Origin of the sequence: Pseudomonas savastanoi, from assembly GCF_020917325.1 — a bacterium.
GTDB lineage: Bacteria > Pseudomonadota > Gammaproteobacteria > Pseudomonadales > Pseudomonadaceae > Aquipseudomonas > Aquipseudomonas amygdali.
This window is the reverse complement of the sequence record NZ_CP076652.1, coordinates 1233319-1251126: the sequence shown is the minus strand read 5'-3', so window position 1 is coordinate 1251126 and position 17808 is coordinate 1233319. Positions and strand designations below refer to the sequence as shown.

General features: G+C 59.8%; 14 protein-coding genes. All 14 read left to right on the top strand.

Annotated features, from left to right (window positions below; translation table 11 throughout):
* The first annotated feature begins 112 nt into the window (after nt 1-112).
* The 14 genes from gap (at nt 113) to KP808_RS05460 (ending at nt 17797) form a co-directional block, all read left to right on the top strand.
* On the top strand, nt 113-1114 hold the full coding sequence (gap, locus tag KP808_RS05525; RefSeq protein ID WP_044321796.1) for a type I glyceraldehyde-3-phosphate dehydrogenase: 1002 nt from the start codon (nt 113-115) through the stop codon (nt 1112-1114).
* A gap of 113 nt (nt 1115-1227) precedes the next feature.
* Entirely contained in the window at nt 1228-1746 is a 519-nt protein-coding gene (locus KP808_RS05520; protein WP_057402358.1) for an RNA polymerase sigma factor, read from the top strand.
* 59 nt (nt 1747-1805) lie between these two features.
* A complete protein-coding gene (locus KP808_RS05515) occupies nt 1806-2771 on the top strand; it encodes a FecR family protein (RefSeq protein WP_058402189.1) in 966 nt (321 codons plus the stop codon).
* Nucleotides 2772-2892: 121 nt separating this feature from the next.
* Nucleotides 2893-5472: a TonB-dependent receptor gene (locus tag KP808_RS05510; protein ID WP_230017678.1), complete on the top strand. Its 2580-nt coding sequence runs from the start codon at nt 2893-2895 to the stop codon at nt 5470-5472.
* Between the two features lie 129 nt (nt 5473-5601).
* Nucleotides 5602-6216, top strand: a complete 615-nt coding sequence (locus KP808_RS05505) for a biliverdin-producing heme oxygenase (RefSeq protein WP_230017676.1) — start codon at nt 5602-5604, stop codon at nt 6214-6216.
* Nucleotides 6213-6671 carry a YbaN family protein gene (locus KP808_RS05500; protein WP_002552308.1) on the top strand — a complete coding sequence of 153 codons (459 nt, stop codon included), beginning with the start codon at nt 6213-6215 and terminating at the stop codon, nt 6669-6671. Before KP808_RS05505 ends, KP808_RS05500 begins: the two co-directional genes overlap by 4 nt.
* Before the next feature lie 98 nt (nt 6672-6769).
* On the top strand, nt 6770-7126 hold the full coding sequence (locus KP808_RS05495) for a DUF5064 family protein (RefSeq protein WP_230017674.1): 357 nt from the start codon (nt 6770-6772) through the stop codon (nt 7124-7126).
* A gap of 507 nt (nt 7127-7633) precedes the next feature.
* A complete protein-coding gene (locus KP808_RS05490; RefSeq protein WP_230017672.1) occupies nt 7634-9142 on the top strand; it encodes a sigma-54-dependent transcriptional regulator in 1509 nt (502 codons plus the stop codon).
* 171 nt (nt 9143-9313) lie between these two features.
* Nucleotides 9314-11044: a PAS domain-containing sensor histidine kinase gene (locus KP808_RS05485; protein WP_230017665.1), complete on the top strand. Its 1731-nt coding sequence runs from the start codon at nt 9314-9316 to the stop codon at nt 11042-11044.
* Nucleotides 11029-11418 carry a response regulator gene (locus tag KP808_RS05480; protein ID WP_057402352.1) on the top strand — a complete coding sequence of 130 codons (390 nt, stop codon included), beginning with the start codon at nt 11029-11031 and terminating at the stop codon, nt 11416-11418. Before KP808_RS05485 ends, KP808_RS05480 begins: the two co-directional genes overlap by 16 nt.
* Nucleotides 11419-11427: 9 nt before the next feature.
* Entirely contained in the window at nt 11428-13545 is a 2118-nt protein-coding gene (locus KP808_RS05475; protein WP_230017663.1) for a putative bifunctional diguanylate cyclase/phosphodiesterase, read from the top strand.
* A gap of 87 nt (nt 13546-13632) precedes the next feature.
* A complete protein-coding gene (locus KP808_RS05470) occupies nt 13633-14382 on the top strand; it encodes an efflux RND transporter periplasmic adaptor subunit (protein ID WP_122269244.1) in 750 nt (249 codons plus the stop codon).
* Nucleotides 14379-15701 (top strand): efflux RND transporter periplasmic adaptor subunit, encoded by a 1323-nt coding sequence (locus tag KP808_RS05465; protein ID WP_230017661.1) that lies wholly within the window; start codon nt 14379-14381, stop codon nt 15699-15701. The genes KP808_RS05470 and KP808_RS05465 overlap by 4 nt, the downstream gene beginning before the upstream one ends.
* Nucleotides 15701-17797, top strand: a complete 2097-nt coding sequence (locus tag KP808_RS05460) for an HlyD family efflux transporter periplasmic adaptor subunit (RefSeq protein WP_230017659.1) — start codon at nt 15701-15703, stop codon at nt 17795-17797. The genes KP808_RS05465 and KP808_RS05460 overlap by 1 nt, the downstream gene beginning before the upstream one ends.
* Nucleotides 17798-17808 lie beyond the last annotated feature (11 nt).

Below are 17808 nucleotides of genomic sequence, written 5' to 3'. Positions count from 1 at the left end.
TTTCAGGCTTGTAGTTGTAGATAAAACAAAATATTGCCACTAAAAAGGCTTGTTTTCTATTTCTATGAGAATAATCTTGTAATTCCAACAACAAATTCAGAAGGACGGCTGTATGACTCTTCGTATCGCAATCAACGGTTTTGGCCGCATCGGCCGCAACGTCCTACGCGCACTGTATACCCAAGGCTACCGTCAGGACCTGCAGGTCGTCGCCATCAACGATCTTGGCGACAGCGAAATGAACGCACACCTGCTGCGCTTCGACACCGTACACGGCCCTTTCAGCGGCACGGTCGAGTGCGACAAGGATAGCCTGACCGTCAATGGTGACCGTATTTCGGTCAGTGCCATTCGCAATCCGGCCGAGCTGCCGTGGAAGTCGCAGGACATCGATGTAGTGTTCGAGTGCACCGGCCTGTTCACCAGCCGTGACAAGGCCGCCGCGCACCTCACTGCCGGTGCCCGCAAGGTCATTATCTCCGCCCCTGCCAGCGGTGCCGATGCCACCATCGTCTATGGTGTCAACCACGACACGCTGCGTCAGTCGCACCAGATCATCTCCAGTGCATCCTGCACCACCAATTGCCTGGCCCCGGTCGCCCAGGTACTGCACCGTGAACTGGGGATCGAAAATGGCCTGATGACCACCATCCATGCCTACACCAACGACCAGAACCTGATCGATGTCTATCACACCGATCCGTACCGCGCCCGCTCGGCGACGCAGTCGATGATCCCGAGCAAGACCGGCGCTGCCGAAGCAGTGGGCCTGGTACTGCCGGAGCTGGCAGGCAAACTCACCGGCATGGCGGTACGCGTACCGGTCATCAACGTTTCGCTGGTCGACCTGACCGTGACCCTTAAGCGTGAAACCACCGCCGAAGAAGTCAACGCGCTGATGAAAGAAGCCAGCCAGCATTCCAAGGTGCTGGGCTACAACGCCCTGCCACTGGTTTCCCACGACTTCAATCACAACCCGTTGTCGTCGATTTTCGACGCCAATCACACCAAGGTCAGTGGCAAGTTGCTCAAGGTACTGTCGTGGTACGACAACGAATGGGCGTTCTCCAACCGCATGCTCGACAACTGCCTGGCACTGCACAACGCCGAGTAAATTCAGCGTCGTAGTGAGCAACACCGTAAGATAATTATTTACAGATGCAGGCTTGACCCGACCAAAAGATGAGAAGCATTATCATTTGCTCACATCTCTGGTCGGGCCTCTCTGTGTCGCAGTCACGCTTCAACGATGTCTTTCTGGCCCAGCGGCCGGTTCTGCTACGCACCCTGCAACGCATGGTCGGCAACCAGAACGCTGCCGAAGACCTGCTTCAGGAAACCTGGCTGCGCGTCAGCCGTGCATTGACCGAACACCCCGTCGACCACCTTGAACCCTTCGTCTTTCAGACCGCCCGCAACCTGGCGCTGGATCATTTGCGTGCGCGGCGTATTCATGGCCGGACCATGCTCGAAGACGTCTCACCTGCCCGGCTCGAAAGCGTCGTAGCCCAGATGGGCTCGCCTGAAGACGCAGCGCATGCCAAGCGCCTGCTTGAAAACCTGAGTGCCAGCCTGAGTACGTTGAGCCCGCGCCAGCAGAAAATCTTTACCCTCAGCCGCCTCGATGGCCGCAGTTATCTGGAAATCGCCGAGCAACTGCAGGTCTCGGCCAGTACCGTCCAGAAAGAACTGAAGCTGATCATGGCCATCTGCGTAGGCGTCCTTTCAAGACTTGACCCGCCCTGAACCCTGCCGCACGCTGCCAGACTCTAATCGATACAGTTTCAGGATTGCCGAGGAACACCGTGGCCCCGAGAACCGAACGCCCGCACGCGATTGCGCAGGACGTGTTGAGCAATGCTGCAATGGATCAGGCCCTGACCTGGCTGGTCGAACTGGAGGGCGCAGACGCCACCCGGCTTGCCCGTTTCCAGGAATGGCTGAACGCCGATCCGGAACACGCACGCGCCTTCGATAAGGCCCGGACACTCTGGAATTCACAGCCGGTTCAGCACGCCGCCGAAAGCATCGCGCAACCCCGCAAGCCATCGGCGTGGCAACGTGTCCGTGCGCAATGGAAACCTCTGGCCACTGCAGCGGTGTTGCTGCTGGGGCTGTTCAGTTTTAGCAATTTGCCGCTGCGCCTGCAGGCCGATCACCTGACGATAATCGGTGAGCGCCAGCGCCTGGAACTGGCAGACGGCTCGAAAGTGCTGCTCAACACCGACTCGGCCTTCTCCAGTCAGATCGGTGAACAACAGCGCTCTGCTCGCCTGCTGCAAGGCGAAGCATTCTTCGATGTCAGCTCCAGAGCGGGTGTGCCGCTGGAAATCGAAGCCGGACCGGTGCGCATGAGTGCCAACAGCACCGAGTTTTCCGTGCGCTATCTGAACGGCGTTGCCCAGGTAAAAGTGCAGCGCGGCGCTGTCGACGTGCGTGCCAGACGCGGCGACTCCAGCGTCAGCCTGGGGGCCGGAGAAAGCGTTCGCGTGGGGCCTTCCGGCTTCGGGCATCGTGAAAAGCTTGACCCGGTCAGGGATTTCGCCTGGGTGCAAGGTCGACTGATCTTCGACAACCGCCCGCTGAGCGAAGTGCTGACCGAGCTGCGTCGTTACTATCCCGGCTGGATCATCAGCACCAACCCGCAACTGGATCGTGTGGCAGTGACCGGCAACTATCGCCTGGACAACCCGCTCGACGTGGTGCGGTCGCTGGCACAGATCACCTCGGCAAGCCTTCACGAAATGCCCGCGCTGGTGATTCTCAACTGAAGCAAAGTTTTTTTACTCGATAGCGACTGCCCGTTCGTCTAGTTATAGCCAATGCAACTGATTCTCATTTTGAAACGGTTTGTAAACACTATAACGAGCAACACCCCAGGGAGCGCTACCGATGTCATCCACGTTCACGCCTGCCGCCCAACCACGCGTACGGCTCACGCTATCTCTGCTGACACTTGCAGTGCTGGGCGCCAGTCTGCAGCCGGTCAACGCCAGTGCTGCCAGTGAAAGCACCCAGGCGGCACGCCCGGCAGGCACCTACAGCTTCTCGATCAGGCAGCAACCACTGGTGTCGGCCCTGAACGAGTTCAGCCGCGTGACCGGATGGCAGGTAGGCATGCCAGCGGATCTGGCTCAAAACGTCATTTCTCCAGGTGCCCATGGCAACCTGAGCGCCGCACAGGCGCTGGACAACATGCTGGCTGGCAGTTCGCTGAGCTATCGCAATCTGGGCAACAACAATGTAGTGCTGGAAAAGCGCACCACAACCGCCGGCGTTATGGCCCTCGATCAGATCACCGTCAGTGCTACGCGCCAGGCACAGGATGTCGCCACAGTACCAAACACCGTCAGCGTGCATTCCCGTGAAGAACTGGACCGCAGCAACGTCAACACCATCCGTAATCTGGTGCGCTACGAGCCGGGGGTTTCGGTGGGCGGCGCAGGCCAGCGCGCAGGCACAACCGGCTATAACATCCGCGGCATTGACGGCAACCGGATACTGACTCAGGTCGACGGCGTGGAAGTCCCCGACAGCTTTTTCACCGGTCCTTATGCGCAGACCCATCGCAACTATGTCGACCCGGAGATCGTCAAGCGCGTGGAAATCCTCCGCGGTCCGGCCTCGGCCCTGTACGGCAGCAGCGCAATCGGTGGGGTGGTCAGTTATTACACGCTGGACCCGGATGACATCATCAAGCCCGGCAAGGATGTCGGCGCACGCCTCAAGACCGGTTACAGCTCGGCAGACGAAAGCTGGTTGAACTCGGCCACTGTCGCAGGCCGTCAGGGCGAGTTTGACGGCTTGCTGCACGTGAGCCAGCGCAATGGTCATGAGACCGAATCCTATGGCGAAACAGGTGGCACAGGCCTGAGCCGCACCGAAGCCAACCCTGAGGATGCGCGCAGCACCAACGTGCTGGCCAAGCTGGGCTGGAATTATACCGACGGTTCGCGTCTGGCTCTGGCTTACGAAAAGTACAAGGACGACCGCGACAGCAACCTGAAAAGCGCAGTCGGCGGGCCGTTCACCAACGGCAGCGGGCTGGGCATGTATCAATCGCGCGAGGGTAACGACACCATCACCCGCGAGCGCTTCGGGGTCGAAAACAGCTTCGCCGTCGACAGCCTGCTGGTCGACAACCTCAAATGGAGCCTGAATTACCAGACCGCAAAGACTGATCAAAGCACCCGGGAGCGGTACTTTCCGTTTTCCCGAGATGTCATTCGTGATCGCGACACGCACTATCAGGAAAAGCAGTGGGTATTCGATGCCCAACTGGACAAGGCATTCTCTATCGCCAGCACGGACCATGTGCTGACCTACGGTACGACGGTAAAGCAGCAGAAAGTCACCGGGCTGCGCAGCGGCAGCGGGACCTGTGCACGCGTATTCGGCTCCTGCCGCGTGGTCGGTGCAGACAGCCCGAGCGACCGTCTGGCCGCGACGAGCGATTTCCCGGACCCGACCATCACCAGCTATGCGCTGTTCGCCCAGGATCAGATCAGTTGGAACGACTGGGCCTTCATGCCCGGCGTGCGTTATGACCACACCACACTCGACCCGAAGTTCACGCCAGAATTTCTCAGGTCGGTCAGCCTCGCCGACCCCGGTCAGGGCAACGACGAAACGCGGACATGGCATCGCTTGTCGCCCAAGTTCGGTGTGACTTATGCACTCAGCGACGCCTACACCTGGTACGGCCAGTATGCCGAAGGTTTCCGCACACCGTCGGCCAAGTCACTTTATGGACGCTTCGAAAACCCGACGGCAGGCTACGTGGTTGAGCCCAATCCGAACCTGGAACCGGAAACCAGCAAAAGCTATGAAACCGGTTTACGCGGTCGCTTCGAAGCGGGCTCGTTCGACATCGCGGTGTTCTATAACAAGTACCGTGACTTCATCAACGAGGACGCCATCACCCCCGGTTACAGCGAACTAACGTTCCAGTCCAACAACATCAAGCACGCAACCATGAAGGGCGCGGAATTCAAAGGGCGCATCAATCTCGACAGCATCGGTGCGCCAAACGGTCTCTACAGCCAGGCATCGGTTGCCTACGTGCAGGGCCGCAACAACGATACAGGCGAACCAATCAACAGCGTCAACCCGCTGACCGGTGTGATCGGCCTGGGCTACGACCAGAATGACTACGGCGGCCTGCTGAGCTGGACGCTGGTCAAGCGCAAGAATCGCGTGGATGACAGCAATTTCCACACGCCGGACGGCACCTCCAGTCAATTCAAGACCCCGGGCTACGGCATTCTGGACCTGAGCGGCTACTACAAGGTCAGCAACGATGTGACCGTCAATGCGGGTCTGTACAACCTGACCGACAAGAAATACTGGCGCTGGGATGATGTGCGCGGCTACGACGGCGTGGGCGAAGCTGGTGTGACGGCGCCCGCTAATCTGGATCGCCTGACCCAGCCGGGACGCAACTTCAGCGTCAACGTGGTGTGGGACATATGAACCCGAAAGTAGCGTAAAACCCGTCGCCGAGTACATCGGCGGCAGGCTTTTTTACGCTTTCGGGTGTGGCTATTCGTCTATTCAACAAGCCCCTTTTTCAGCAAGCCTTTTTCAGCAAGGAAGAACTCGATGACTCTTGATCAGAACCGACCGACCCTGCGTTCGCAACGCCTGAGCCAGATCACCCACGCGCCGCACGAGCAACTCGACAAGGCGGTCAAGGCCCACGCGCCGTTTGAAACCCTGGCCAGCTACGCACGCTTCGTGGTTGCTCAATACCTTTTTCAGACGGAACTGCAAAGCCTGTACAACGAGCCTGCGCTGGAGGCGATCATCAACGACCTGCCGGCCCGCTGCCGCGCCGAACAGGCCGGGGCGGATCTTGCCGACCTGAACATGAACCCTCCCCTACCGGTGGCTGGAGGAGTAAAAGCGCCGAGCACCGCAGAAGCGCTCGGCTGGCTATTTGTCTCCGAAGGTTCCAAGCTGGGCGCTGCATTCCTGATCAAACGTGCCGAAGCCTTGAACCTGAGCCACAGCTTTGGTGCCCGGCATCTCGGGGAGCCTGCCGGAGGCCGCGCAGCAGGCTGGAAGACCTTTGTCAGGACGCTTGACGAGCTGTCGCTGACCGCCGAGCAGGAAGCAGCACTTGATCGAGGCGCCATTGCCGCATTCGAGCGTTTCAATGTCCTGTTGCAACACGCCTACGCCGATGTCCCGGTTGCAGACATGGCACAGGCATGAAAAAGCGCCCGGTGCTGTTAAGCTGGCCGGGCTCCCCGAACCTGCCTGTAGAGACCATGACGTACAAACCACCCGGCTCAAAACTCTCGCGCCTGTTATACGGCATCCTCGCCTATGTCGCCCTCGGCATCGGCATTGTCGCGATCTTCATTCCCGGCTTGCCAACCACCGAGTTCATTCTGCTGGCGGCCTGGGCGGCAACACGCAGCTCGCCGCGTCTGAATGCCTGGCTGGAAAACCATCGTGTGTTCGGGCCGATTCTGCACAACTGGCGCAACGGCAGACTGGTCGCCCGCAAGGCCAAGATCAGCGCCACCATCAGCATGCTGGTCTGCGCCGTGGTGATGTTGAGCCTGATCGGCCACGCCTGGTGGCTGTACCTGGCGCTCACCGGCATGGCGCTGGGTAATCTGTGGATATGGTCGAGGCCGGAACCGGACAAGATCGATCGTTGAGTGCAGGCATGATGCGAGCGGTACTCTGCACGAGGCTGAACCGTCCGGTCGCGAGGAGTGTCAGACTGAGCACACTCACCACTTGATGGAGTCACTTCATGTACGAGCCAGGCCATCTGCACCTCACCCACGTGGCGCTTCAACCGTCGGATATCAGCTATGACATCCACTTGCGCTACAACGTGGAGGAAGATCCCAAGCAAGGCACGTCCATGCACTTCACCATGCAGGGCGAAATCAACGGCAAGCCGTTCGAAGAGCAATTCCAGCTGCCCCGTGACCTGGCGTTCAACTTCGCCCATGACGCCAGTCGCATCGCGATAAGGCACGGCTTGCCCAACTCGGCCACACTGCCCATCGCCCAGCACAAGGACTACGACCGAATGTTCGCGGACATTCGCGACAAACTCCACGCCAAGTCAGGCGACCCGGTGAAGCCGGAGCATCTGGAGTAAGCGCCAGGTTCCTCGTGGCAACGGGAGTACGAGGTCCGGAGAACACCAGCGTGCGGTAGCGTGAGGCCCGGAGAAGATCATCGTGCCCATGCTCCGCGTGGGTATGCCGTTCCGGACGCTCTGCGTCCTCTCCTGAATATGCGGCGTAGCTTAAATCCATGACGCAGAGCGTCAAGAAGGGCATTCCCACGCTGGAGCGTGCGGAACGATAGGTGTGCGGCAGAACACCTGCGTGCAGTAGCGTGAGGAGTGAGGCCCGGAGAACACCATCGTACCCACGCTCCGCGTGGGTATGCCGTTCCGGACGCTCTGCGTCCTCTCCTGAATAAGCGGCGTAGCTTAAATCCATGACGCAGATCGTCAAGAAGGGCATTCCCACGCTGGAGCGTGCGGAACGATAGGTGTGCGGCAGAACACTATCGTGCCCATGCCCACCGCCGGATTTCACCAAACCTGCCGCTACAAGGCATACTTGCCGCCTTCTCATTCGCGAACCGTCAACGCCTCATGCGCATCCATGTCAGCTTCATCGACCGCGTCGGTATCACCCAGGAAGTGCTGGCGATCCTGGGTGGGCGCAATCTGAACCTGGATGCCGTGGAGATGGTACCGCCCAACGTCTACATCGACGCGCCGACCCTCAGCCACCAGATGCTCGAAGAGCTCAAGGACGCGCTGTTTCGGGTTCGTGGGGTAGAAGCAATCACTGTGGTCGACATCCTGCCGGGTCAGCGCCGCCATCTGCAACTGGACGCGCTGCTCGCCGCCATGACCGACCCAGTACTGGCACTGGACAGCGCCGGGCATGTGCTGCTGGCCAATCCTGCGCTGATCGCACTGATCGGCCGGGAACCTGCGGGCGAACCCATTGCTGAACTGTTCGCCGACCCCGGCCTGCAAGCGGCCCTGTTGGAAAACAGCTTTCGACTGCCATTGCGCGAAATCACCCTCAACGGTGAAGCGCTGTTGCTGGATGCCACCCCGATCACCGAGGCGGGTGCGCTGATTACCCTGTACCTGCCCAGCCGTATCGGTGAGCGCCTGTCGGCGCTGCATCACGATCACGCCGAAGGTTTCGATGCGCTGCTCGGCGAGTCAGCCGCAATCCGCACCCTCAAGGCGCGCGCGCAACGTGTGGCGGCGCTGGATGCACCGTTGCTGATTCAAGGTGAGACCGGCACCGGTAAAGAACTGGTGGCCCGGGCTTGCCACGCCAGCAGTGCCCGCCACGGCGAACCATTCCTGGCGCTGAACTGCGCGGCGCTGCCGGAAAATCTCGCTGAAAGCGAACTCTTCGGTTATGCCCCGGGCGCCTTTACCGGCGCCCAGCGCGGCGGCAAGCCAGGGCTGATGGAGTTGGCCAATCAGGGCACCGTGTTTCTCGATGAAATCGGCGAAATGTCGCCTTATCTGCAAGCCAAACTGCTGCGTTTTCTCAACGATGGCAGCTTTCGCCGTGTCGGTGGAGACCGGGAGGTCAGGGTCAATGTGCGTATCCTCAGCGCTACCCACCGCGATCTGGAAAAAATGGTCAGCGAAGGCACTTTCCGTGAAGACCTTTTCTACCGCCTCAACGTTCTCAATCTTGAGGTGCCACCGCTGCGCGAACGTGGGCAGGACATTCTGTTGCTGGCCCGCTACTTCATGGAACAGGCCTGCGCGCAGATTCAGCGTCCAGTGTGCAGGCTTGCGCACGGCACCTACCCTGCTCTGCTGGGCAATCGCTGGCCGGGCAATGTTCGTCAATTGCAGAACGTGATTTTCCGTGCTGCCGCCATCTGCGAACACACTCAAGTGGATATAGGCGATCTGGATATCGCAGGCACTGCAGTTGCGCATCCGCACGACAGCCCCGTGGACAGCCTCGAACATGCCGTCGATGCATTTGAAAGAAATCTGCTGGAAAAACTCTACGTAGACTACCCATCTACCCGTCAGTTGGCCGCGCGTCTGCATACATCGCACACCGCCATCGCTCATCGACTGCGAAAATATGGAATACCGGGCAAGCGCTAATCTATTGACGCCATTTATCGAAAATATATTCCGAAAAGATTCATTTAATAACCAATCTGCCGATACTGATCTGGTATGGTCCACAAACCTCTTATCATCCATTTGAGTGGATGTCCGTAAGTGTGATTACGGCCGTAATGGCAGAAAGGTCAGGTAGTACCGGGAAGTGATATGTCAACCCCGCCAGCAGACCGCCCGCTTGCCGATCCTCAGTCTCGTGCTGAAAAAATCGTCGAATCTCGCCGTCAGAAAATCCTGCTCAAAACCGGCGCGCTGCAGGACGCGATTTTCAACAGCGCCTACTTCTCCAGCATCGCGACCGACGAACACGGCGTCATCCAGATATTCAACGTGGGTGCCGAACGCATGCTTGGTTACCACTCTGAAGATGTGGTCGACAAAATCACGCCGGCAGATATCTCCGACCCCGCCGAGCTGATCATCCGCGCGGCAGCGCTCAGCCATGAACTGAACACGCCCATCACGCCGGGCTTTGAGGCACTGGTATTCAAGGCTTCGCGTGGCATCGAAGACATCTACGAATTGACCTACATCCGCAAGGACGGCAGCCGCCTGTCGGCCATGGTGTCGGTCACTTCACTGCGAGACAGCGCAGAAACCATCATTGGTTATCTGCTGATCGGCACCGACAACACCGCGCGCAAGCAGGAAGAGGAAGCCCAGGCCCTGCTGGATCAGCGGTTGCGCGACCAGCAGTTCTACACCCGCTCGCTGATCGAATCGAACATCGACGCGCTGATGATGACCGACCCGCAAGGCATCATTTCCGACGTCAACAAGCAGATGATGGCGCTGACCGGACGCACTCGCGATGAGTTGATCGGCGCGCCCTGCAAAAACTTCTTCACAGACCCGGCGAGTGCCGATGCCGCGATCAAACGCGTGCTCAGCGAGCATAAGGTCAGTGACTACGAACTCACCGTACGTGCCTACGACGGCACCGAAACCGTGGTGTCCTACAACGCTGCGACCTTTCATGACCGGGACCGCAAGCTCAAGGGGGTCTTCGCTGCCGCCCGGGACGTGACCGAGCGCAAGCGCTTCGAACGCACGCTGGAAGAAAAAAACGTCGAGCTGGAACACGCCAGCCATATGAAGTCCGAGTTCCTTGCCACCATGTCCCACGAGTTGCGCACACCGCTGAACGCCGTCATCGGTTTTTCCGAGGCGCTCAAGGACGGTATGGTCGGCGACATGACCGATGCCCAGCGGCGGTACATCGGCGATATCTTCAACAGCGGCCAGCATCTGCTCTCGCTGATTAACGACATTCTCGATCTGTCCAAGGTCGAAGCCGGAATGATGACGCTGGAGCTTGAACCGGTCGATCTGGAAGAATTGCTGAGCAACAGCCTGCTGATCGTTCGCGAGCAAGCCGCCCTGCAACGCATTCAGTTGAAACTGGAAACAGATGCCGACTTCGGCCTGCTTGAGCTGGATCGGCGCAAGACCAAGCAGATTGTCTACAACTTGCTGGCCAACGCAGTGAAATTCAGCGAACCCGGCGGCTGGGTGACCCTGGCGGTGCGCCAAGTGTCATTTGCTCAGGCAGGCGTCATCGAGGGTGACTGGCCAGCACATACGTTTCCATTACCTTCCAGTGACTACGAGCAGTTTCTGGAACTGAGCGTCAGCGACACAGGAATCGGTATCGCCCAAAGCGATATGAACAAACTGTTCAAAGCCTTCAGTCAGATCGACAGTGGTCTGGCACGTAAATTTGAGGGCACCGGGCTGGGTCTGGCGATGGTCAAGCAGCTGACCGAACTGCATGGCGGCTGCGTTGCGGTCGCAAGCGTCAAGGACCTCGGGGCACGCTTTGTGGTCTGGCTGCCGATTCGCCCGCCTGAATTCGAGGAGGCACGATGGCCCAGATCCTGATCATTGAAGACAATGCGGCGAATATGCGCCTGACGGAGCTGTTATTGACCAGCGCCGGTCACAGCGTACTGTCGGCAGTCGATGCTGAAACAGGCCTGAAACTGGCCCGTGAGCGTCAGCCCGACCTGATTCTGATGGATATTCACCTGCCGGAAATGGACGGCCTGAGTGCCACCGCGCTGTTGAAGAAAGACGCCGGCACAGCCGCGATCCCGGTGGTCGCCTTGACCGCAATGGCCATGAAGGAAGACAAGGAAAAGATCCGTCTGGCGGGCTGCAACGCTTATGTCATCAAGCCGTTGCGCTACAAGGAGCTGTACCGGGTCATCGACACCCTGCTGGAAAAAAATCTGCCTCAACAGTCCATTACCTGAGCATTCGATATGACCCAGAGCGCCGCGACCATCCTGATTATCGATGACGACGTCCATGTCCGGGACCTGCTGGAGGTGCTCTTGCAGAACCAGGGTTATCGGACACTGACGGCGGAATCAGGCGAGCTGGCGCTGGCCATGGTCAAACAACAGGCACCCGACCTGATCCTGCTCGATATCATGATGCCGGGCATGGACGGCTATGAAGTCGCCACCCAGCTCAAGGCCGAAAAGGGCACCGCCAATATACCGATCATCATGCTCTCGGCACTCGACGAGCAGAGTGCGCGTTTGTCAGGGCTGGAAGCCGGGGCCGAGGAATACCTCAACAAGCCAGTGGACAGCGCCGAACTGTGGCTGCGTGTGCGTAACCTGCTGCGCCTCAAGGCGTTTGGCGACTACCTGAAAAGCCACAGCCTGATCCTCGAAGACCAATTGCAGCAGCGCACCATTGATCTCGAGCGCTTTCGCACGGTGATGGACGCTTCCGAAGACGCGATTTTCCTGATCAACCGCAACACCATGAGCCTGATCGAATTCAACCGCCGCGCCTGCCAATTGCTCGGCTACACCGCCGAGGAGCTTTCACACAAGACGCCTGCCGAACTGGGCGAAACGTCCATGGAGCAGCTTGAGGTCGTGTACGACCAGATCATCGCCGGGAAAGGTCCCAGCGAACCACTGGAAACCCAGATTCGCGACAAGAGCGGACGCGATGTCGAGGTCGAAATCCATCGCCAGGCCTACCGTACCGGCGAGGACTGGGTCATCGTCGGCATCGTCCGCGACATCACCCGGCGCAAGGAAAGCGATCAGCGCCTGCTGACCATGGCCCACTACGACACACTCACCGGCCTGCCCAACCGGGACCTGTTTTTTACCAGCCTGCAAATGGGCATGACCCAGGCGGCCATCAGTCGCTGGAAGCTGGCGGCCCTGACGGTCAATATCGACGGTTTCAAGAATATCAACGAAACCTGGGGGCATGTGCTGGGCGATGAGGTGCTGCTGGAGGTCAGCCGCCGACTGTCGAACTGCCTGAATGCCAGCGACACCCTTGGCCGCGTGGACGGCGATCAGTTCGCCCTGATTCTGATGCTTCGTCCCGGCCAGGCGGATACCCGGCAAACGCTCGAGCGCATCCGCAACGCATTGCGAGCGCCCTTCCACATAGAAGGCCAGAGCCTGGTCATGACCGCCAGCATCGGTATTGCGCTGTACCCGGAGGACGGCGAAGACTCACGCGAGCTGATCAGACACGCCTACACCGCCATGAACAGCGCCCGAAAAATCGGCCCGGACAACTACCGGTTCTATACGCCGCAGATGAACGCTGACGTCTCGGCGCGTCTGGACCTTGAAGCGGCATTACGTGAGGCCGTGCAAAAACAGGCGTTCGAGATTGTCTACCAGCCCAAACTGAACCTGGCTGACAACCAGGTATGCGGGCTTGAAGCCTTGCTGCGCTGGCCGCGCCCTGGCCAGGCAGGCATTTCGCCTGCCGTATTCGTTCCGGTGCTGGAAAGCCTGGGGTTGATCGGTGAAGTCGGCAACTGGGTCGTCGACAGCGTTTGCGCGCAGATTGCGCGCTGGCAACGTTCCGGGCTGGGCTCGTTTCAGGTGGCAGTCAACATCTCCGGGCAGCAGATTTCCAGCAGCAGTCTGGTGGCCGACATTCGTCAGGCACTTGAGAAACACAAGGTTGCGCCGCAGTGGCTGGAGGTCGAACTGACGGAAAGCTCGTTGATGGAAAACACCCCTCACACCATCGCTACCCTGGGTGCGCTACGCGCCAATGGCGTGAGTATTTCCATCGACGATTTCGGCACCGGCTATTCAAGTCTGGCTTACTTGCGCCGATTCCCTATCGACAAGCTTAAAATCGATATCGCATTCATTCGCGAAGTGACCAGCAACCCACAGGACGCGGCCATTGCCAGAGCCATCATTGAACTGGCTCACAGCCTCGACCTGAAGGTTATCGCCGAAGGTGTGGAAACACCCGAGCAACTGGCGTTTCTGCGTGAAAACCATTGCGATCAAATCCAGGGTTACCTGATCAGCAAGCCGCTACCGCTTGGAGAGCTCGAAGTCTTTCTTCGATCACCGGCAAGCCGCGTCGGGTAATACAGCATGATCGGCACAGGAGCTGCCGATCATGTCTTTTTTGAAGGAGTTCGCTGCATGCGGTGTTTGCCAGCTGTACTTTTAGGGATGCTAAGTGTGGCGGGACTGGCTCAGGCGCAAACGCCGACCGATGCCGGGCTGATCGAGGACAACGCAGCAGCCAGTACACCCGCCTCGTCCAGCGAGGCCCGGGGCGTATTGCGAGCAACCAATCAGGCGGTCCTCGCCAGCGAGCTGTCCGGCCGTATTACTGACCTGCCTTTCCAGGAAGGCGAGTCGTTCAACAAGGGCGATACCCTCGCCCGCTTCGACTGTTCGGCCTATCAGGCTCAGCTCAATGCCGCACAGGCAGCCAGCCGTGGTGCCAGCGAGGAACTGGCGCACAACCGGCAACTGGCCGCGCTCAACTCAGTGGGCCGCTTCGAGGTGGCACGTGCCGAAGCAAAGCTTTCCGAAACCCAGGCGCAGTCTGGCGTCTATCAGGTGCAGATCAAGCGCTGCAGCGTGGTTGCGCCCTACGACGGGCAAGTCGTCGAGCGCAAGGTGAAGCGTTACGAGAGTGTCGCAGCCGGTACGCCGATGCTCGAAATCGTCGACAACCGCACGCTGGAAATTCACCTGCTGGTGCCCTCGCGCTGGATGAGCAGACTCAAGCCCGGACAAACCTTCAGCTTCGTGCCCGACGAGACCGGTCAGCCACTGACCGCCACCGTCAAGCGCCTCGGTGCGCGTATCGATGAAGGCAGCCAGACATTGCTGCTGATCGCCAGCCTGCCCAAAGCGGAGGGCCTGCTGGGAGGCATGAGCGGTACTGCACATTTTGCGGAACTCAAGTGAACGCCCCCGCATCCGGCGCGGTTGAACGGGTTTTCGCGCAGTTTCTCGACCTTGAACGATTGACCCGCGCCGCACCTGCGATAGATCAACTGGCCTACAGCCTGGTCAACGACAGCCAAGGGTTGTTCGGCTATCGCCACGCAGCGCTGGTGATCGCCGGCAAGGTGCGCTCAGTGACGGGGGTCAGCGTCATCGAACCCAATGCGCCGTTCGTGGCCTTTGTCGAACATGCCGTCGGCCAGTTGCTGAAACTGGAGCAGGTCAAACCGGCGCGCGTCATGCACATGGATTCACTCAGTGCATCGGTACGCGATGACTGGAACAGCCTGTCGGCACCGCATGTTTTCTGGCTGCCGCTGCAAGACCGGAAAGGTGAGGTGTTTGGCGGCCTGTGGCTGGCCCGCGACACGCCGTGGACACCCGCAGAGCAAATCCTGCTGGCACAACTGGGCGATACCTGCAGCCATGCCTGGCTCGCCTTGCAGCCCGGAAAACCGTGGCGCTTGCGCTTCAACCGCAAGCGTCAGGCTTTGCTGGTGATGCTGGCACTGCTGTGCCTGATGATTCCGGTGCGTCAGTCGGTACTGGCACCCGCCGAAGTCGTACCGCTGGGCGGACGCGTGGTCGCTGCGCCGCTGGATGGCGTGGTGGCCGAGTTTCTGGTCAAGCCCAATCAGGTCGTCAAGACCGGGGACCTGCTGCTGCGTTTCGAGAACACTACCCTCAAGGCTCAGGCTGATGTAGCCGAACGAGCACTGGGCGTTGCCGAAGCGGAACTGAAAGCCAACTCGCAGCGTTCTTTCGCCGATGCCGAATCCAGTTCACGAATCGACCTGCTGGCTGCCCGCGTCGAGCAGAAGCGTGCCGAGCGCGATTATGCCCGTGAACTGCTTAAACGCAGTGAAGTGCGCGCCGAACGCGACGGTATCGCGGTATTTGCCGATGCCCAGCGCTGGCTTGGCAAGCCGGTACAGACGGGCGAACGACTGCTGGAAATTGCCGACCCGACTCAGGCCGAGCTGCGCATCGAGCTGGCAGTTGGCGACGCCATCGCCCTGCAACCGGATGCCGAAATCGCATTGTTTCTGGACAGCGACCCGCTGCAACGGCATGCCGCCCGCCTTGAGCGAGCAGCCTATGAGGCCCAGCCCACTCCCGGCGGGCAGCTGGCGTATCGTCTGGATGCCAGCTTTCTCGATTCGCCGCCACCCCGGATCGGGCTGCGTGGCACAGCCAAGGTATTCGGCGACCGTGCTCCACTGGCGCTGTACCTGCTGCGTCGCCCTCTTGCCGGCCTGCGTCAAAGTGTAGGCCTGTAATGAACCTGCCCAACCTGCGTGCAGATTTGCAGCTTACACCTGCCGCCCCAGCCCTTGACGGTTCGCCACGCTGGACCCTGGCCGACCCGGTGCGCGGTCGCTATTTCAAGCTTGGCACCCAGGCCATTCGCCTGTTGCGTCATTGGGCGCTGGGTGATGCTTCACAGGTGCTGCAAGCGGCAAATCGCGAGCCGGGCCTGCCGTTGGGCAACACCGAGATTGACGAACTGTTGCGTTTTTTACGCGGCCATGACCTGATCGTAGCGCGCGATCCGGAGCAGCGTGCCAGTTACGCCTACAAGGCCGCAGCGGCACGTCATGGGCTGTGGCAGATGCTCTTGCATCAATATCTGTTCTTCCGGATTCCGCTCTGGCGTCCTGACGCATTTCTAAACCGCGTCTGGCCGTGGCTGGCGCGCTATGGCTCAGGATTACTGCGCTACGGGCTGCCGCTCACGCTGGGGCTGGGAATTTTTCTGGTAGCCCGGGACTGGCAACGCTTCATCGGGACCTTTCCCCACCTGTTCAGCCTGGGTGGCGCGCTGGCATTCGGTATAGCGCTGTTTTTCGCCAAACTCTGCCATGAGTTTGGCCACGCATTCATGGCCAAGCGTGCCGGATGCCGGGTACAGAGCATGGGCGTGGCGTTCATGGTCCTGTTGCCGTTGTTCTATACCGATGTCAGCGATGCCTGGCGGGTCAACGATCGCCGCGCCCGATTGCTGATCGGCGCAGGCGGCGTGCTGGCGGAAATGTTGCTGGCATGCATCGCCTTGCTGACCTGGTCACTGCTGCCCGACGGGCCGGCGCGCACCGCAGCATTCATGCTCGCCAGCGCGACGTGGCTGACCACTGTGGTGGTCAACCTCAATCCGTTCATGCGCTTTGATGGTTACTTTCTGATCAGCGATTTTTGGGAAGTCGACAATCTTCAGGGCCGGGCTTTTGCCCTGTGTCGCTGGAGACTGCGCGAGGCGCTGTTCGGCTACGGCCTTCCCGCACCGGAGCCGTGGTCAGCGGCCATGCAGCGTCGTCTGCTGTGGTGGGGGTATCTGTCCTGGTTGTGGCGTGCAGCATTGTTTTTTGGCATCGCGCTGGCGGTCTACCATCTGTTTTTCAAGTTGCTGGGGATTTTCCTGATGCTGGTGGAGTTGGGCTGGTTCATTTTTCTGCCGATTTTCAAGGAATGTCGCCACTGGTGGTCACACCGCGAACAGGCGTACGCACCCCGTGTGCTGCTCAGTGCGGCAGGCTTGCTGGCACTGCTCCTGTTGCTCATCGTACCGTGGCACAGCAGTGTCGAGTTGCCGGTGATGCTGGAAGCCGAAAGTGTGACGGCCATACATGCCCCGGCCGCTGCCAGAGTCAGGCAGGTCAATGTGCACGACGGCCAGAAGGTCGAACAAGGCGCCGTGCTGATGGAACTGGAATCCCCGGATATCGACTCGCGGCAAAGTATCGTGCGCCGTGAGATCAACATTTTGCAGTTGCAGATGCGTCGTCAGGCAGGCCGCAGCGAGACCGCCGCCGATGCCGGGATTCTCGAACAGCGTCTGGCCGAAGCAGTTGCCGAGTATCGCGGCCTGGCCGCACGACGCGAACGTCTGCTGTTACGCGCTCCCAAGGCCGGGCAGGTGCGTGACCTTCTGCCTCAACTGAGCGCAGGTCGCTGGGTTTCGACCAGAGACCCGCTGCTGAGGATTGTCGAGGAAGGCACGCGAATTCGCGGTTACGTGGCCGAGAACGCGCTGTGGCGTATCGCACCTGGTGATCGCGGACGCTTTATTGCCGATGATCCGATGCGTGAGTCGCTGCTCGTGGAGCTTCAGGAAGTCGATGCCAACGGCGTGGCGTGGCTGGATCAAGAGGCGTTGAGTTCCGATCACCACGGACCGATTGCCGTGCGGCGTGACGAAAATCAGCGCGCCGAACCGGTACAGGGCCAGTATGGTGTACGCCTGAAACTGGTCGACAACAGCGCTGCACCGTCCCAGCCGTTGCGTGGCGTAGCGGTGCTGGATGGCCGCAGTGAATCCCTGTTGGGCGCAACCTGGCGCAGGCTTGCCGCCCTGGGAGTAAGAGAAAGCGGGTTCTGAAGCTGACACAT